The 16,644-nt window shown below is 66.0% G+C and carries 17 protein-coding genes; 8 read left to right on the plus strand and 9 right to left on the minus strand.

Annotated elements, in window-relative coordinates:
- Positions 1-49 precede the first annotated feature (49 nt).
- Positions 50-1,546, minus strand: a complete 1,497-nt coding sequence (locus tag WOC76_RS03320; protein ID WP_341103900.1) for a sigma-54-dependent transcriptional regulator — start codon at positions 1,544-1,546, stop codon at positions 50-52.
- 259 nt (positions 1,547-1,805) lie between these two features.
- Here WOC76_RS03320 and WOC76_RS03325 point away from each other — a divergent pair, with 259 nt between their 5' ends.
- Positions 1,806-3,638 (plus strand): M3 family oligoendopeptidase, encoded by a 1,833-nt coding sequence (locus WOC76_RS03325; RefSeq protein WP_341103899.1) that lies wholly within the window; start codon positions 1,806-1,808, stop codon positions 3,636-3,638.
- Between the two features lie 63 nt (positions 3,639-3,701).
- On the plus strand, positions 3,702-5,951 hold the full coding sequence (locus tag WOC76_RS03330) for a SulP family inorganic anion transporter (protein ID WP_341103897.1): 2,250 nt from the start codon (positions 3,702-3,704) through the stop codon (positions 5,949-5,951).
- 13 nt (positions 5,952-5,964) lie between these two features.
- On the opposite strand, the gene WOC76_RS03335 is transcribed toward WOC76_RS03330, so the two are convergent.
- The 3 genes from WOC76_RS03335 to WOC76_RS03345 all read right to left on the minus strand — a co-directional run bounded on the left by WOC76_RS03335 (position 5,965) and on the right by WOC76_RS03345 (position 9,766).
- A complete protein-coding gene (locus WOC76_RS03335) occupies positions 5,965-7,239 on the minus strand; it encodes a dicarboxylate/amino acid:cation symporter (protein ID WP_341103896.1) in 1,275 nt (424 codons plus the stop codon).
- 167 nt (positions 7,240-7,406) lie between these two features.
- On the minus strand, positions 7,407-9,236 hold the full coding sequence (locus tag WOC76_RS03340) for a methyl-accepting chemotaxis protein (RefSeq protein WP_341103895.1): 1,830 nt from the start codon (positions 9,234-9,236) through the stop codon (positions 7,407-7,409).
- A gap of 254 nt (positions 9,237-9,490) precedes the next feature.
- Positions 9,491-9,766 (minus strand): hypothetical protein, encoded by a 276-nt coding sequence (locus tag WOC76_RS03345; protein WP_341103894.1) that lies wholly within the window; start codon positions 9,764-9,766, stop codon positions 9,491-9,493.
- Between the two features lie 183 nt (positions 9,767-9,949).
- Here WOC76_RS03345 and WOC76_RS03350 point away from each other — a divergent pair, with 183 nt between their 5' ends.
- Positions 9,950-10,090: a hypothetical protein gene (locus WOC76_RS03350; protein ID WP_341389626.1), complete on the plus strand. Its 141-nt coding sequence runs from the start codon at positions 9,950-9,952 to the stop codon at positions 10,088-10,090.
- Between the two features lie 29 nt (positions 10,091-10,119).
- Here WOC76_RS03350 and WOC76_RS03355 read toward each other — a convergent pair whose 3' ends face one another.
- Entirely contained in the window at positions 10,120-11,004 is an 885-nt protein-coding gene (locus WOC76_RS03355) for a dimethylarginine dimethylaminohydrolase family protein (protein WP_341103893.1), read from the minus strand.
- A gap of 25 nt (positions 11,005-11,029) precedes the next feature.
- The gene (locus tag WOC76_RS03360; RefSeq protein ID WP_341103892.1) at positions 11,030-12,094 is read right to left on the minus strand and encodes an ornithine cyclodeaminase; all 1,065 of its coding nucleotides are present in this window, start codon (positions 12,092-12,094) and stop codon (positions 11,030-11,032) included.
- A 135-nt stretch (positions 12,095-12,229) separates the two neighbouring features.
- On the opposite strand from WOC76_RS03360, the gene WOC76_RS03365 reads away from it, so the two are divergent.
- The 4 genes from WOC76_RS03365 to WOC76_RS03380 all read left to right on the plus strand — a co-directional run bounded on the left by WOC76_RS03365 (position 12,230) and on the right by WOC76_RS03380 (position 13,786).
- Positions 12,230-12,646, plus strand: a complete 417-nt coding sequence (locus WOC76_RS03365) for an Lrp/AsnC family transcriptional regulator (protein ID WP_341103891.1) — start codon at positions 12,230-12,232, stop codon at positions 12,644-12,646.
- Positions 12,647-12,782: 136 nt separating this feature from the next.
- Positions 12,783-13,013, plus strand: coding sequence for a hypothetical protein (locus tag WOC76_RS03370; protein ID WP_341103890.1), 231 nt, complete (start codon positions 12,783-12,785; stop codon positions 13,011-13,013).
- Between the two features lie 110 nt (positions 13,014-13,123).
- A complete protein-coding gene (locus tag WOC76_RS03375; RefSeq protein ID WP_341103889.1) occupies positions 13,124-13,372 on the plus strand; it encodes a hypothetical protein in 249 nt (82 codons plus the stop codon).
- Between the two features lie 144 nt (positions 13,373-13,516).
- Entirely contained in the window at positions 13,517-13,786 is a 270-nt protein-coding gene (locus WOC76_RS03380; RefSeq protein WP_341103888.1) for a hypothetical protein, read from the plus strand.
- A gap of 60 nt (positions 13,787-13,846) precedes the next feature.
- Here the strand turns inward: WOC76_RS03380 and bufA2 are convergent, their stop codons facing one another.
- Both bufA2 and WOC76_RS03390 read right to left on the minus strand, forming a co-directional pair.
- Complete coding sequence (bufA2, locus tag WOC76_RS03385) at positions 13,847-14,107, minus strand: BufA2 family periplasmic bufferin-type metallophore (protein ID WP_341103887.1); 261 nt, start codon at positions 14,105-14,107, stop codon at positions 13,847-13,849.
- A gap of 211 nt (positions 14,108-14,318) precedes the next feature.
- Complete coding sequence (locus WOC76_RS03390) at positions 14,319-14,588, minus strand: usg protein (RefSeq protein ID WP_341103886.1); 270 nt, start codon at positions 14,586-14,588, stop codon at positions 14,319-14,321.
- Positions 14,589-14,878: 290 nt separating this feature from the next.
- Here WOC76_RS03390 and WOC76_RS03395 point away from each other — a divergent pair, with 290 nt between their 5' ends.
- Entirely contained in the window at positions 14,879-15,937 is a 1,059-nt protein-coding gene (locus WOC76_RS03395; protein WP_341389632.1) for a S1C family serine protease, read from the plus strand.
- A gap of 12 nt (positions 15,938-15,949) precedes the next feature.
- On the opposite strand, the gene WOC76_RS03400 is transcribed toward WOC76_RS03395, so the two are convergent.
- The gene (locus WOC76_RS03400) at positions 15,950-16,522 is read right to left on the minus strand and encodes a L,D-transpeptidase (protein WP_341103881.1); all 573 of its coding nucleotides are present in this window, start codon (positions 16,520-16,522) and stop codon (positions 15,950-15,952) included.
- Between the last annotated feature and the right edge of the window lie 122 nt (positions 16,523-16,644).

The raw sequence follows: 16,644 nt of genomic DNA on the forward strand, positions 1-16,644 counted from the left end.
TCGCACAATTTAACCGCCTACGCCACCCTCGCCCTACGCCACCCTCGCCCTACGCCACCATCGTGTCCGACGCGACCGTCTGAAGCGGCCCTTCCTCGAGCCCATATTCCTTCATCTTGCGATAAAGCGTCGAGCGGCCGATGCCGAGGCGGCGCGCGATCTCCGACATTTGTCCGCGGTAGTGGGTCAAAGCGAAACGGATCGTCTCCTTCTCCAGGTCGTCGAGCTTGCGCATTTCGCCATTGCTGGAGAGGAGCGGCAGAACATGCGGGTCGCGGGTCTCGACGCGGATGATCTCGCGTTCGCGCGGCGGCTCCGCGGGCGCCAGCGCCGGAACCGGCGGCACGCGCACGTCGAAGCCGTCGACATGCGCGGCGATCTGGGGGAATTCGACGACCGTCAGCTCGTCCCCGTCGGCCAGAACCACGGCGCGAAACACGGCGTTTTCGAGCTGGCGCACATTGCCGGGCCAGGGGTAGCTCGCGAGCAGCGACAGCGCCTCGGCGGTGAGGCCGCGAATGTTGCGGCCTTCTTCCGCCGCGAAACGCGCTGCGAAGCGGCGCGCGAGATCGGCGATGTCCTCGCGGCGCGAGCGCAGCGGCGGAATGCTGATCGGGAAGACGTTGAGCCGGTAGAAGAGATCCTCGCGGAAGAGGCCGCGCTTCACGAGCTCGATGAGGTTCTGGTTGGTCGCGGAGATGAGGCGGATATCGACGCGCACGGGGCGGCGCGCGCCCACCGGGTCGATTTCGCCCTCCTGGAGGGCGCGCAGAAGCTTGACCTGAATGTCGAGCGGCAATTCGCCGATCTCGTCGAGAAACAGCGTCCCGCCGTTGGCTTCCTGAAACTTGCCCGTGTGCTTCTCGGTGGCGCCGGTGAAGGCGCCCTTCTCGTGGCCGAAGAGAATCGATTCCACGAGATTGGCGGGCAGGGCGCCGCAGTTCACCGTCACGAAGGGCTTGCCCTTGCGATCCGAGCCGCCCTGTATGGCGCGCGCGACCAGCTCCTTGCCGACGCCCGACTCGCCCTCGATCAGCACCGGAATGCTGGAATGCGCCGCGCGCTCGCCGAGCCGGATCACCCGCGCCATGTCGGGGCTGCGCGAAACGAGGTCCTTGAAGGTGAGATGACCCTGGGCGCGCCGGCCGATGCGGCGCACTTCGCCTGCGAGCGCGTCCGCCGCAAGCGCGTTCTTGATGGAGATTTGCAGGCGCTCGGCGCCGACGGGCTTCACGACGAAATCCCGGGCGCCGGCGCGCATGGCGGAGATCACCGCCTCGATCGAGCCATGCGCGGTCTGCACGATGACCGGCGTCTCGATCTTGCGGTCGCGCATGCGGGTCAGCACGCCCATGCCATCGAGATCGGGCATTACGAGATCGAGGATGAGAAGCCCGATCGGCGCCGCGCCGGGCCGCGCGAGCCGCGCCAGCGCCTCTTCGCCCCCCTCTGCCGTCTCGGCGTCGTAGCCGAAGCGCCTCACCATGGCCTCGAGCAGGCGGCGTTGCACCGGATCGTCGTCAGCAATCAGAATCGTGGGGGTCATGGCGCTCCCGCGGTCCCGGTCCGGCGATGGCCGCCCGGCGGTTGTGTCAGGCGTCATCCTTCGCCGCACAGGGTAAAAACCGGGTTAACCGGCCGTCGATTTCTGCCTCGAAATGAAACGCAAGGCTTTTTCGGCGTTGAGAATTTTATGCTTGAGCTTTACAGTTTGAAGAGAGCCCCGGCGCGGCGCTCTCGGGTTGATCCCCCTTGGGCTTTGCCCATATGGAGGAGGTCCGCCACGAAACGAGATGGTCTTTGCCATGCGCTATTTTTCGAGTGTCCATTCGCCGGCCGAAACCGCGGCGGGTCTCGCCGAAACCCTTCCCGAATGGAATCTCGCCGATCTCTACGAGGGGACCGATTCGCCGCGTCTGAAGACGGACCTCGCCCGCATGGCCGAGGAGGTGGCGCGCTTCGGCGCGGAGTATCGCGGCAAGCTCGCCGCGCTCGCGGCGGCCTCCGACGCCAGCGCGAAAATCGGCGAGGCGGTCGCGCGCTACGAGGCGTTACAGGATCTCGTCGGCCGGCTGATGTCCTATGCCGGGCTTCTCTACAGCGGCGACACGACCGATCCGGCGCGGGCGAAATTCTATGGCGACGTGCAGGAAAAGGTGACGAGCGCCTCCGCGCAGCTCCTCTTCTTCCAGCTCGAGCTCAATCGCCTCGACGACGCGACGCTGATGGCGGCGGCCGCGACCGCGCCGCTTTCGCGCTGGAAACCGTGGCTCGAGGACATTCGCAAGGAAAAGCCCTATGAGCTCGACGACCGGCTCGAGGAGCTCTTCCACGAGAAATACATTTCCGGCGCGGCCGCCTGGAACCGCCTCTTCGACGAGACCATCGCCTCCCTGCGCTTCAGGGTCGGGACCGAGGAGCTCGCGATCGAGCCGGTTCTCAATCTGATGCAGGACCCGCGCGAGGAAAAGCGCCGGGAGGCGGCGCAGGCGATCGGCCAGACGCTGAAGGCCAATCTGCGCACCTTCTCGCTCATCACCAACACGCTCGCCAAGGACAAGGAAATCTCCGATCGCTGGCGCGGATTCAAGGATGTCGCCGATTCGCGCCATCTCTCGAACCGCGTCGAGCCCGAAGTGGTCGAGGCGCTGGCCAAGGCGGTCACGGCGGCCCATCCGCGCCTCTCGCACCGCTATTACAAGCTCAAGGCCAAATGGTTCGGCAAGGACGCGCTCGACTACTGGGACCGCAGCGCGCCGCTGCCCGAGACGCCTTCCCGACGCTATTCATGGGAGGAGGCGCGCGGCATCGTGCTCTCGGCCTATAAGGGCTTCGCGCCGCGCATGGCCGAGATCGCCAATGATTTCTTCGACAAGAGATGGATCGACGCGCCGGTGCGCCCCGGCAAGGCGCCCGGCGCCTTCGCGCATCCGACCGTGCCCTCCGCCCACCCTTATGTGCTGCTCAACTATCAGGGCAAGACGCGCGACGTGATGACGCTCGCCCATGAGCTCGGCCATGGCGTGCATCAGGTGCTCGCGGCCCGGCAGGGCGCGCTGATGGCGCCGACGCCGCTGACGCTCGCCGAAACCGCTTCGGTCTTCGGGGAGATGCTCACCTTCCGCGCGCTGCTCGCCCAGGCGACGGACAAGGTCCAGCGCCGTGCGCTGCTCGCCTCCAAGGTCGAGGACATGATCAATACGGTCGTGCGGCAGATGGCCTTCTACGCCTTCGAGCGGAAGGTGCATATCGAGCGCCGCAACGGCGAGCTCACCGCCGACCAGGTCTGCGACATCTGGATGAGCGTGCAGGGCGACAGCCTCGGCCCCTCGATCCGCCTCGGGCCGGGATACGAGACCTTCTGGGCCTATATCCCGCATTTCATCCATTCGCCCTTCTATGTCTACGCCTACGCTTTCGGCGACTGCCTGGTGAATTCTCTCTACGGGGTCTACAGCCAGGCGCACGAGGGCTTCGCCGAACGCTATTTCGCGCTTCTCGAGGCGGGCGGCGCCAGGCCCTACAACGAGCTGCTCGCGCCCTTCGGCCTCGACGCCCGCGATCCGGCCTTCTGGAACATCGGCCTCGACATGATCGACGGGCTGATCAGCGAGCTGGAGGCGATGGAGGAGGCCTGAGCCGGCGGCGGCCCACCCATTTCCAACGGCGACGCCTGTGCGCAAATCGACTAGACAGGGGGGATGAACCGCCCTGTCCGCATGTCTTCCTCGCCGAACCGCCCATGGCCGGGCGCGGGCGCGCCACGTCTCTCCATGACGCTGCGCGACGTCGTCTCCGGTCTGGTGGCGCCGGTCGTGATCATCGTCACCTCGTTGAGCTATTCGGCGCTGATCTTCTCCGGTCCGCTCGCCGACTATCTGCCGATGGGCATCGGCGCCGGCCTGATCGGCGCGGGGCTCGGCGCCATCGTTTTCGCGGCGCTGAGCGGGCTGCCTTTCGCCATTGCGGCGCCGGACTCCAAGGCGATCGCCGTCCTCGCCTCCATGGCGGGGCTCATCGCGACGGATCTTTCCCGGCAGGGCCGCGCCGACGAGGCGGGGGCGACCGCCTTCGCGGCGGTGGTCGCGGGCTCCGCCATTGTCGGCGCGACCTCCTATCTCTTCGGCGTCTTGAAGCTCGGGCGGTGGATCCGCTTCCTGCCCTATCCGGTGATCGGCGGCTTCATGGCCGCGTCGGGCTGGTTCCTCACGAGCGGCGCGATCCGGATTCTGGCGCGCGAGCCCTTGTCCCTCAAGCTCCTTTCGGACATCGCCGCCGGCCGGCATGTGGCGCAGCTCGCCTGCGGCGTCCTGTTCGCGGGCCTTCTCGCCCTGGCGCAGCGCGCCCGCAATCAGCTGGCCTTTCCGGCGCTTCTGGTGCTCGGGACCATGGTCCTGCCGCTCGCTCTTTTCCTGCTGGGCGTTCCGGCGCAGGAGGCGCGCGCGGCGGGCTGGCTCCTCGATCTGCCGCCCTCCTCCTCCGCGCCTTTGCCGGTCTTATGGCTCCATGACGTCGCCTCTGCGATCGACTGGCGGGAGATCCTGCGCCGCTCGGGCGACTATGTGGCGCTCATCACCGTGGTGGTGGCGACGCTGCTTCTCAGCATCATGGCGCTCGAGGTCGAGACCCAGGCCGAGGTCGATCTCGATTACGAGCTGAAGGTGAACGGGGCGGCCAACGCCGTCGCGGCCATAGGCGCCGGCGTGGCGACGACGCTTTCGGTCAGCCGCACGCTCTTTGGCTACAAGACCGGCGCCCGCTCCCGCGGCGGCGGCGCGCTCGCGGGGCTTCTCTGCCTTCTCCCCCTCGCGCTCGGCCCGGCGCCGCTCGGCTTCGTGCCCGTGCCCATTCTGGCGGGGCTCCTGCTCCAGCTCGGCGCCGGCATGCTCGACGAATGGCTGATCCGCGGCTGGCGCGCCATGCAGCGCGCCGACTATCTCCAGCTCGTCGTGATCTTCCTGACCATCGCGCTCTTCGACTTCGTCGCGGGCGTCGGGGTCGGCGTCATCGCCGCCTGCATCACCTTCGCGGTCAATACGAGCCGCATCCGCCTCGTCAAGCACGGCATGGACCGCAGCAATTTCGCCAGCCGCGTCGACCGGCCCAATTACCACGCCGAGGCGCTGCGGCGGCACGGCGCGGGCATTCAGATCATGTGGCTGCACGGCTTCATCTTCTTCGGTAGCGCCCATAACCTGCTGATGCACATCAAGGAGACCCTGCGGCGCGAGGCGACGCCGTGCCGCAGCCTCATCCTCGACTTTCGGCAGGTTCTGGGGATCGATTATTCGGCGGTGATGACGCTCCACAAACTGCGTCACTTCGCCGAGCGGGAGGGCTTCGACCTCGTCTTCGCGGGCCTTCCGCCCAATGTGGCGCGCTCGCTCGTCAAGGGCGGCCTGATCCGCGAGGACGGCGACCGAATTTGTCGCATCTTTCAAAATCTCGACGCGGCTCTGGAATGGTGCGAGGACCGGCTGCTGGCGCATGCGGCCGCCGTCGAGGAGGGCCGGCGCTCGACCGAGGAATGGCTGAAGGCCGAGCTCGGCGGCGAGAGCCTCTTCGCGCGGCTGAGCGATTATTTCGAGGTGATGGAGCTCGGGCCCGGCGACTTCGTCTTCCGGCAGGGGGAGGCGGGCGAGAGCATCTTTCTCCTCTCCTCGGGCCGCGTCACCATCCTGTTCACGGCGCCCGACGGGCATGACCTGCGCCTGCGCTCCATGGTCGGCCACACGCTGCTGGGCGAGATGGGGCTCTATCGCGACATGCCGCGCGGCGCCTCGGTTCTCGTCGACGAGCCGACCGTCGTCTATCGCTTCACCCGGGACGCGATCGCGCGGATGGAGCGTGAGGAGCCGGAGCTCGCCCACGCCTTCCACCGCTTCGTCGTCCGGACGCTGGCCTCGCGTCTCGATTTCGCCAATCGCGAGGTCGCCGGCCTGCAACGCTGACCGGCGGGCGGGTTCAAACGTCTACGAGCTCCCTGGCCTCTTCTTCCTCGTCCTGGCGGGCGCGGCCGTCGAGCAGGCAGCTCACCGTCACGTCGCCCATGACGTTGATCGCCGTGCGGCAGCGGTCGAGGAACCAGTCCACGGTCAGCAGCATGGCGATATATTCGGTGGGCAGGCCCACCGACTTGAATACGAGCGTCATGGTGACGAGGCCCGCCTCCGGAATGCCGGCCGCGCCGACCGAGGCGACGATCGACGTCAGCACCACGGCCAATTGCTGGGTCAGCGTCAGTTGCAGGCCGAGGAGCTGTGCGACGAAGAGCGCCGACATGGCCTCGTAGAGCGCGGTGCCGTCATTGTTGAAATTGGAGCCGACCAGCGCGCCGAGGCTCGCCGAGTGCTCGCGCAGGCCGACATTGACGCGCAGGCAGCGATAGGTGACCGGCATGGTGGCCGTGGAGCTCGCCGTCGAGAAGGCCATCACCAGCGCGTCGCGCACGCCGCGCAGCAGCGCCGCCGGACGCACCCAGGATTCGAACCGCACCCGCAGGAGATAATAGCCGGCCTGCAGGAGAAGCCCGAAGATCACGGCGACGACGAAGCCGCCGAGCGCGGCGAAGTCGCCGAAACCCTTGACGCCGACGATGCTGGCGACGACGCCGAAAACCGCGAGCGGCACCACTTCGACGACGGCTTCGAGAATGGTCACGAAACTCGTCAGCCCGACATGGACCAGATCCTCGACCGTGCGAATGGGATGATGCCTCAGCCGCCGCAGGGCGATCCCGAAGGCGATGGCGAGCAGGATGACGCCGATCACCTTGCCGTCGTCCGCGAAGGGGCCAGCGACGCTGCGCGGCACGCTGTCGAGAAACTGGGTGATCGGGTCGGGCCCCGTGGCCGCAGCCTTGGCCATATCGGGCGGCGGCCCCGCCTTCACCCATTCTCCAGGCTTCAAGACATTGGCGACGCCCAGTCCGACCCCGATGGCGACGAGTGTGTTCGTGACGAGCAGGACCACGAGCCGCAGGGATTGACGGCCGCCGAGCGGCGCGCTCATCAGCGCCTGAACGATGGCGAAGAGGATGAGGGGCGGCGCGAGGGCCCCCAGGACGCGCAGCACGAGCTTGGCCGGAATGGCGAGCGCGGCGGCGTTGTCGCCGAGCGCGACGCCGGCGAGCGCGCCGAGAAGCACGGCGGCGAGAATGCGCGCATAGAGCGGGGTCGAGCGCCACCAGACGAGCCAGCGCGGGCCACCGTCCAGGCGCTTCTCTTCGGAAGACTGCATTTGCGCCCTTTCGAGATGAGGGGCGCCTCCCGGCGAGGAGGCGTCGGGACCGTTTTTTCACGGCCCCGATGTCAATAGCCCAAGGCGCCGGGCAAGAAAACGGCCGCGTCTGGCTCCCGGGAATCCTGCCCCGATCCCGGGCCTGTCCAACGACTCTGACCGTCGGTCTAGAACTCCATCCATTCTCCTTCGGCGTCGATCTTTCGCGCGGTGGCCTCGCCGCCAAGCGACCTCAGGGCGGCCCGAGGCCTCGGCGCCTTTCTTTGCGGCGGGGCGGCGGCGGCCGTCTCGGATAATCTGAAGCTCGAGATGGAGGAGATCAGCGCCTCCGTCTCCCGCCTGAGATTATGCGTGGCCCCCGTCGTCTCCTCGACCATCGCGGCGTTCTTCTGAACGTCCTGGTCCATCTGCGAAATGGCGGAGTTGACCTGTTGCAGCGAGGTCGACTGCTCGCTCGCGCCGATGGCGATGCCCGAGACGATGCCGTCGATTTCTCCGACCGCCTCGACGATGCGGGCGAGCGCCTTGCCGGCTTCGACGACGAGCGTCACGCCTTCGCCGACCTCGTCGGTCGAGGCGGAGATCAGTCCCTTGATCTCCTTCGCCGCCTCGACGCCCGCATTGAGCGCAAGGAGATTGGTCTGGAAGGCGATCTCGTCGATGACGCCGATGATCTGGGCGATGTTGTTGGAGGATTTCTCGATGCGGTTGATCGCCTCCATGGCCTGCTGCACGACGACGCCGCTCTTCTCGGCGTCCGCCTTGGTCGCGGAGACCACTTCGCTCGCGTGTTTGGCGCCGGTCGCGGTCTTCGCGACGGTGGTCGCGATTTCCGAAATCGCGGCCACCGTTTCCTCGAGGCTCGCCGCCTGCTGCTCCGTGCGCCGCGAGAGATCGTCGGCGGCGCTGGTGATTTCCATCGTGGCCGTGCCAATGAGATTGGCGCCGCCTGCGACATGCTGAATCGCGCCGTCGAGCTGACTCAGCGCGGCGTTGAAATCATTCTGGAGGCGACGATAGGCGTCGGGCAGATTGTCGTCGATGCGATGCGTGAGATCCTTTGCGGAGAGGCGCTCGAGACCGCGGCCGATCGATTGCGCCACCGTATCGCGTTCCTTTTGCAGGCTGCTCTCCTCGAGCTCGCGATATTCCGCCTCGATGCGCCGGCGCTCCTCCGCGGTGCGCTCTTCGGCCGCCCTGTGTTCGAGGCCTTTCTGCTTGAAATTCTGTAATGCGCGCGCCATGTCGCCGACTTCGTCGGCGCGATTGAGCCCGGCGACGGAAACAGCCAGATCATTGTCGGCGATCTGCCGCATCTGCCTCGAAAGCGCGAGAATGGGCGAAACGATGGCGGTGCGGGTCAGCCAGCGCGAGACGCCGAAGCCGGCGCCGACCGCGATGATAAAGGCTGCAAGGGTCATCAGGATCGTATTGTCGGCCCGGCTGCGCAGCTCCACGCTCGTCTGTGTGTTTTCGGCAAGCCGAAGATCGTTGAAGGCGGCGATCTCCGCGTTGATCTTCTGTACGCGGGCGTCGATCCCACCGAGGGCCTTCGCCGCCCGTGTCTGCTGATCGTTCTCAGAGGCGGCGAACGCGCTCGCGCGCTTCGCTTCTTCCGCGATCGTGCGGATCCTTTCGGCGAACCCCTGCAACTCGGCAGAATATTGCGGCTGGAGGCCGGCCGCTTCCTTCAACAAGGATTGCGCGAGCGCCGGCGACACGCGCAAGGAGTCCTGCGCGGCAAGCCACTCCGGGCTCGTCGGCTGCAAATCGAGAATGACATGGGCGGCGTAGCCGATGTCCGTCGCGAGGCGGTTGGCGCGCATCACCTTGACGAGGGCGATGTTTGCGCGCTCGACGAGGGCGCCGTATTCGCTGCTCGTTTTGTGCGAGCGGTAAACGCTGAGACAAAGAACGATCGTGAACAGCGCCGCGATCACCCCGAGCGGGATGAGCGTCTTGACGCCGAGTTTCATGTTGTCGAGATCGAGTCGCATGGCGGCTTCCGTGAAGCAGGCGGATTTGGGAAAAAGGATGCTGCGCCCGCGGCTGATGGATCGCCCCGGCGTTTTTCCTTTTTGGGAAGCGACGTCATGTCGGGCAACGATTTGGCGGCGTCATGCCTCTGCGTCGGCCAGACCGCCGAGACGCATCAAATCGAATCGATGTCAGCGTAATCGCGAACGGATTTAAATTTTCTTATGTTCGAAACGAGGCGGGAAACGCCGCGCCCGCCCGATGTCCGGAGACGTCAGGAGCGCCGTACGACGAACTTGCGATAGACAAGGCCGCCCGGCGACGTGACTTTGGCGAGAAAAACGGGGCGCCCCGTATCCGATGTGAATCCGACGTAATTTGGGTCGGCTTCCTCCTGCTCGGGCGCGGCGCGGGAGGCGTCCGCGAGGGCCTGGACGATCGGCTGCCAGATGGCGCGCATCCGGTCCCGGCGGTCGTGCGGCGGCGTCTCGATGTCGGCAATCGCGGCCATTTCACTGTTGGCGGCCTCTATTCGCCATTCCGTGGACAAGTGGCCCTCGCTCCTGAAATTCTGCGCGACGCGCACGCCGCGGAAGCTGTCGCTGGATCATTAAAGCGGCCTATCTTTTCGCTTTCATGTCTCGACGGTTTCTGCGCGCAGAAAACCGAAAGACGCGCACGCATTTTGCATGTTCCTCGCGATGGCCGCCCACGCAAATGAAGGGAGAAGCGCATGAACTCGCATGAAATCGGGCGCAGCGGCGCCCGCTTGTCAAAAGCCGTTCTTGTCTTGCCGATGGCGCTTTTGCGGGGTTTTCTGCAACTTCCCACGATGCTCGTGAATTTGATGGAACAGCACGGGACTGGAAAATAGCGCGGTTGCACAAGCGGCGGCCGCGCGCATTACGGGGCCGGGCTGGATCGAAGAGAGCTGCGTTTCAATTCCAGCGTCAGACATTTCGCGGCGCCGCCCGCTTTGAGGAATTCCGAAAGCGGCGTGACGACTGGAGCGAATCCGGCCGTCGTCAGACGCGCTCCGAGTTCGGCAGAGCAGGCGTTCATGAATATCCGTCCGCCGACCGCGACCGCATTGCAGGCGAAGGCGAGCGCATCCGCCTCACCGACTTCGATGCGCTTTTCCGCCGGGACAAGCGCGCGGATCGTTTCCAGCGACGCTCCGTCGAAGGCCGCGGGATAATACATCAGCGAGCCGTCCGGAAGCGGACAGAGGCATGTGTCGAGATGATAGAAGCGCGGATCGACGAGCTTCAGGCCGACCGTCGGCCAGCCCGAGACCGCTTCGATGAGAGCGGGCGCCAGCTTGCTGGAGCGCCAGCCGTGGCCGCACCAGATCAGCCGCCGGGCGCGATCCGTCAGCGCGTCGCCGGCGCCTTCGAAAGCGACGTCCTCGGGCCAGGGCGCAATGTCGTATCCCTGATCCTCGAACCACCGGCGAAACAGGTTTTCCTCGGGCTGGCGTTCCCTGGCGTGAAAGCGCGAGACGATCACGGCGCCATCGACGACGAGCCCCGCATTGGCGGTGAAGACCATGTCCGGCAAGCCCGGCTCCGCCGTCACGAAGGCGAGGTCGGCGCAGTCCGAGAGATGGCGGCGCAAATTCTCCCACTGGGCGCGCGCGCGGGCGTTATCGGTCCGCCCGACCTGCCGCTCCATCCAGGGATTGATGACATAATCGACGCCGAAATGATGCGGCGCGCACATCAGGATCGTCGCAAGGGCCGCCTGCGGCCGCGCGTCTTTCTCCTGGGTCTTGACGTGGACGTTCATCGTGTTCGCGATCCTGGCGTTGAGTTCAGATTTCGGCGATTTCCCGGCGCGCGGGTTCTCTGCGCCGGGGCTCCCCGGCGGGCCGCAGGAGGGAGAAAAGATCCTTGGGATCGACCGGCGCGGCGATCAACTCGATCTCGCCGCCTATGCCTGTCTCGCTTGCGAGATCGCGCAGCAGCCGCAGAATCGAGAAGTCCTCGATTGCAAAGCCGACGCTGTCGAAGATGGTGATCGCCTTGGAAGACGCGCGGCCTCTCTTGCGTCCGGCGACGACGTCGTGAAGCTCCGTGACCGGATGATCGGCGGGAAGCTGCTGGATCTCGCCCTCGATGCGGGTCTGCGGCGCATATTCCACGAACACCTCGCCGCGCAGGAGCAGATCGCGGGAGAGTTCCGTCTTGCCCGGACAGTCGCCGCCCACCGCATTGATGTGCATGCCCGGCGCCGCCATGTCGGCGGTCAGGATCGTCGCGCGCTTCTTGTCGGCGGTGATGGTCGTCACGATATCCGCGCCCTGGACGGCCTCGCGCGCGCTTGCGCAGCGGGTGAGCGCCACGCCGGCGCCCGCCATGTTGCGCTCGAACTTGTCGAACGCCTCCGCGTCTATGTCGAAAATGCGCAGGCGATCGACGCCGAGGATGACGTTGAAGGCGTGAGCCTGAAACTCCGACTGCGCGCCGAGACCGATGAGGGCCATCGTTCGGCTCTCGGGCCGCGCAAGGCTGCGCGCGGCGAGCGCGGAGGTCGCCGCGGTTCGCAGCGCCGTCGCGAGCGTCATGTCCGAGAGCAAGATCGGATAGCCTGTCGCAACATCCGCAAGGGCGCCGAAGGCCACGACGGTTTGCAGGCAGAGCTGCGTGTTGCCGGGGTGCCCGTTGACATATTTGAACGCGAAGGTCTGGCTGTCGCCTGCGGGCATGAGCTCGATCACGCCGCCCTGCGAATGACTGGCGAAACGCGGCGACTTGTCGAAGGAGTCCCAGGCGGCGAAGTCTTCCCGCAGATAGTCGACGAGGCGCGGCCAAAACGCGTCCGTTCCCACCCGATCGACGATCCGGGCGATGTCCCGCGCGCTCAGAAAAGTGACCATTCCCCGCTTCCCGGCTTGTTGACTTTCCAGGATGCTAGGCGCACGCAGCGCTGACCGAAATCGCAAACCTGTCTGGAAAACGTTAGTTCTTTGCGCAAATCGGCCTATCTTTCTGACGAAGTGACAGAGCTGGCCATGGACGAACTCGATCACCGGCTGATTTCGGCCTTGAGGACCAACGCGCGGGCGTCTCTTTCCGAACTCGCCAAGCGGCTCGGCGTCTCGCGCGGCACGGTTCAGAACAGGCTCAACCGGCTCATCGACTCGCAGGTGATCCTCGGCTTCACCGTTCGGCTGAAAAGCAGCGCGCAAAGCGACCGTATTCGTGCGATCATGATGATCGAGGTGTCTGGCAAGAACACGCGCCGCGTCGCGCAGGCGCTTCGCGGCCTGCCCCAGATCCATACGATCCACAGCACGAACGGCGCCTTCGACCTCATCGCCGAAATCGAGACGGCCAATCTGGCGGAGTTCGACGGCGTGCTGACCAAGGTGCGGCAGATCGAGGGCGTCGAGCGAAGCGAGACGAGCCTGCTGCTCGCCCCGGCCTGAGCGTCTCCGACGTTCTCCCGATCCCCGCTGAGCTTGATCTCCCCGCATCCCGTTCCAGTTGCGGCATGTGCCTCGGATCGCTCCATGTGCCTCGGATGGCTGCCGGGGCCCGCGGCGGTTTTTTCGGAGAGTCGCCATGGGCAAGCTTTTTCTCGTCGTCGCGGCTGTGCTCGGCCTCGGCGTTCTCGAACCGGCGGCCGCGCAAGGAACGGCTGGGACGGCCAGGCAGCGAACCGCCTGTGAGCGGGATTCGCATAGATTCTGCGCCGCTGCGGAGCCGGACGCCATCGCGGTCGAGAAATGCCTGCGTGAGCACATGGGCGCGCTCTCGAAAGCCTGCCAGCGCCAGTTCAGGGCGCGCCGCTGAGAGACCTTTCAGGAACAGGACGGCGCTCGCGCCGTTACATGGCGACGCCGCACGCGGGCAAGCCGTTCTCCGCGCTGAGGCTGACGGGGCTGGGGACAATGGAGGAACAGATGCGCGCATATATCCTTGCGGCCTGCCTGGCCGGCGTGTTCACGCTTCCCGTGACGGCCGCGCCGATCGACCCGGGCGCCAGCGCGGGCGTCGTGCAGGTTCGCGACTATTATCGCGGCGAGTGGGGCAGGGGACACTGGGGCTATGGGCCGGACTGCCGGGAGCTGAGGCGCGCCTGCCTGTTCAAGGAAGACCTCGGCGAGGTCGGCCGCGGCAACTGCCAGCGATATCGCACGCTCTGCCGCTGAGCATTTTCGCGCGGGCTTCGTCGGGCCCGCGCCGCCTTCACATCCGCCCAGCAATAATCCGGACATATCGCCGGCTTGCCGCAGGGGCGGGCCTGATTAATTCCCCCTGATCCGGCGCACCGGACAGTCTTTCGGGAGAATGCCATGCATAAAAGGATCCTCGCAGCGGCGCTCGTGGCGCCCATCATCGCCCTCGCGCCGGCGTCGGCCTGGGCGCACCATTGTTCGAAGAGCTCCCGCCATCACCATGCGCGCAACGCCGAGACCGGGAGCTATGGCAGCAGCAAGTCGATGAACAAGGGCAGCCGCACCGGCTCGCAGAATTCCCAGAACATGAATCAGGGGACCAGCGGGCCCTCGAGCACGGACCAGGGCTCGACGAGCTCCAGCGGCAAGAGCGGCGGCGGCATCTAGGAAGAGCGCGATCCCCGCAATTGGAGACAGGAACAGCCCACGCGGGCTGTTCCTGCTTTTTCAGTCCAGAACCTTGCCGCCAGCGTCCAGGCAGGCTTGCGCTGATTCCTTGTAGAGCCAACCTTGGCCCTTGCAGGCGTTCTTTCCCTTGCAGGCGTTTTTTGGCGTATGGCAGTCGCTCTTGCCCTGACAGCCATTGACGCCGAGGCAGTGCACGCGGGCCGCCGTCGTCTCGGCTTTCGCCGCCGGGGCGACGCCGGCGAGCGCAAGGGAGACCGCCGCTACGGCGAGAGTCGCCCCGTTGATCGTTTCCTTTTTCATTCTTGTCCTTCCCTGGGCCAAAAATGGCGCTTCATTCTGGCGCACAGGCGGCGCTTGCGCCAGCTTCCCGGCGAAAGGATTCTTGAAGGAATAGGCGCGGCATTTTGTCCGTGCCCGATTCGTGCCGCCTTTGTCTTCGCGATGTCTCGAAAGTCCCGGTCCGGGACAGGCGCGGGGCGGCGTCCATCAAGCTTTCGTAAAGGCCGCCGACTCAATGCACGCTGAATTCGCCGTTCACGAGGCGCAGTTCAGCGGGCCTGATCAGCTGCGCGTGCGCCACCGTGACGGCGTGGAGCGGCCCGTCGAGGCTGCGGGTCCAGAAGTCGAGGAATTTCTTCAACTCGGGAAAATGCGGGTGAAGATCGTAATCTTGCCAGATGTAGGACTGGATGATCTTCGGGTGATCGGGCAGACGATAGAAAATATTGGCGGTGGTGAGCCCATAACCCTGCATCTGCAAATGGAACGCTCTGGACGCCATGTCCCGCTCCTCCCTCTCTTCGAAATCTTGTGGCGGCCTGGGACGAGAAGCAACTCCTGCGCCAGAACTTTATTGCATAACAATGTTTTATCAGCAGAGCGGCGGAGTGCTGATTTCATTGGCGCCGCCCTCCTGACGCGCGCGGCGGCCCGTTCCGCCTCGCCGGCGCGCTGCTTTTTTCCCGAAGGCGCGGTCTCCTCGGAACGGATTTCTAACCATGATCAGATCACACTCTGCGCAAGTCTGCGGGCGCCATCTTTTGGCCAAGGCGCGCCGGAAGCTCGACGCCCATGATTTTACGCCTCGTTCTGCTCTTCCTGCTCATCCCGGCGCCGCTTTTCGCGGGCGCCCTGCCGCCTGGCCAGAAGGCGTCCGTCGCCGCGGTCGTGCGCGCGGTGACGCCGGGCGTGGTGAACATTGCGACGAAGCGGATCGAATCCGTCGAAGTCCCGGCCGCCGTCGATCCTGTGTTGCAGGAGTTCTTCGACATTCCCAATGCGCGTCTCAAGCGAGAGACGACGTCCGCCGGCTCGGGCGTGATCGTCGACGCCGAGCGCGGCCTCATCCTCACCAATGAGCATGTCGTTCGCGACGCGTCGGTGATCGAGGTCACGACCAAGGACGATCGGCGTTTCCGCGCGCAGCTCATCGGGCGAGACAAGGCGACGGACGTCGCTGTCCTGCGAATCAGGGGAAGCAATCTTTCCGCCGTGCCCATGGGCGACAGCCGCGCGCTGGAGGTCGGGGATTTCGTTCTCGCCGTGGGCAATCCCTTCGGCCTCGGCCAGACGGTCACCTCCGGCATCGTCTCCGCCATGGGCCGCACCGGCCTCGGCATCGAGGGCTACGAGGATTTCATCCAGACCGACGCGTCGATCAATCCCGGCAATTCCGGCGGGGCGCTGGTGACGCTCGACGGGCGGCTCGTCGGGCTGAACACGGCGATCTTCTCGAAGTCGGGCGCGAGCCACGGGATCGGCTTCGCCATTCCCATCGATATGGCCCGTCGCATCATGACGCAGCTCGTCGAGACGGGCGAAGTGCGTCGCGGCCAGATCGGCGTGTCGATTCGGGCACCTCTTGGCGGGCGCCCCGGCGCGGAAATCGTCGCCATCGAGCCCTCTTCGCCGGCGGCGCTCGCGGGGCTTGCGAAAGGCGATGTCATCGCAGCCGTCGACGGCCGCACGATCTCGTCGCCGGCGCAATTGCGCACGCTCCTCGCGATCCTGCCGGCGGGGACCGAAATCGAGGTTCGTTTCCGCCGGGGCGACGCCGCGATGCAGGCGCGGCTGCGAATCGAGGCGGGGCGCCAGAAGGCTGCGGAAACGGACCTCGTCCGCACGCGCTGACGGGCCTTCGTCCTATTTGAGCACGACGACCTTCGTTCCGACCTTCACGCGGGAGTAAAGGTCGATGACGTCGTTGTTGGTCATGCGGATGCAGCCCGATGAGACTGCCGCGCCGATGGTGTCGGGTTCGTTCGAGCCATGGATGCGATAGTCGCTGGAGCCGAGATAGAGCGCCCGCGCCCCGAGCGGATTTTCCATGCCCCCCGGCATGTAGCGGGGAAGATCCGGGCGCCGCTTCAGCATGGGCGCCGGCGGACGCCAGTCCGGCCATTCGCGTTTGCGCGAAACCGTCTTCACGCCCGACCAGGTGAAGCCCTCGCGGCCGACGCCGACGCCATATTCGATGGCGCGGCCGCCGCCGAGCAAGTAATAGAGCCGCCGCTCGCGGGTCGAGACCACCACCGCGCCCGCCTTATACTCCGGATGGCGCCAGGCCACGATCTGCCGGGGGATGGACTGCTCGCGAAAGATCGTCAGGAAATCGGCGATCGGCCCGCGGTCCAGGGGACCGCCCAGCGCCGCGGCGGGGAAGCCCGCCGAGACGACAAGAGAGACAGACAGAAAAATCACGCGCGCCTGCGCCATGCCGTATACGCCTTTTCATTGCCGCGCCATTGCGCCGCTTAACGCCGCCCCCGCTTTCCCCCGTTTACTTTGCGGAGAGAATTGCGGCCGCAGTCCGACGGGCGGCGATCGGAAACAAGGAA

It is taken from the genome of Methylocystis sp. IM3 (assembly GCF_038070105.1).
Lineage (GTDB): Bacteria > Pseudomonadota > Alphaproteobacteria > Rhizobiales > Beijerinckiaceae > Methylocystis.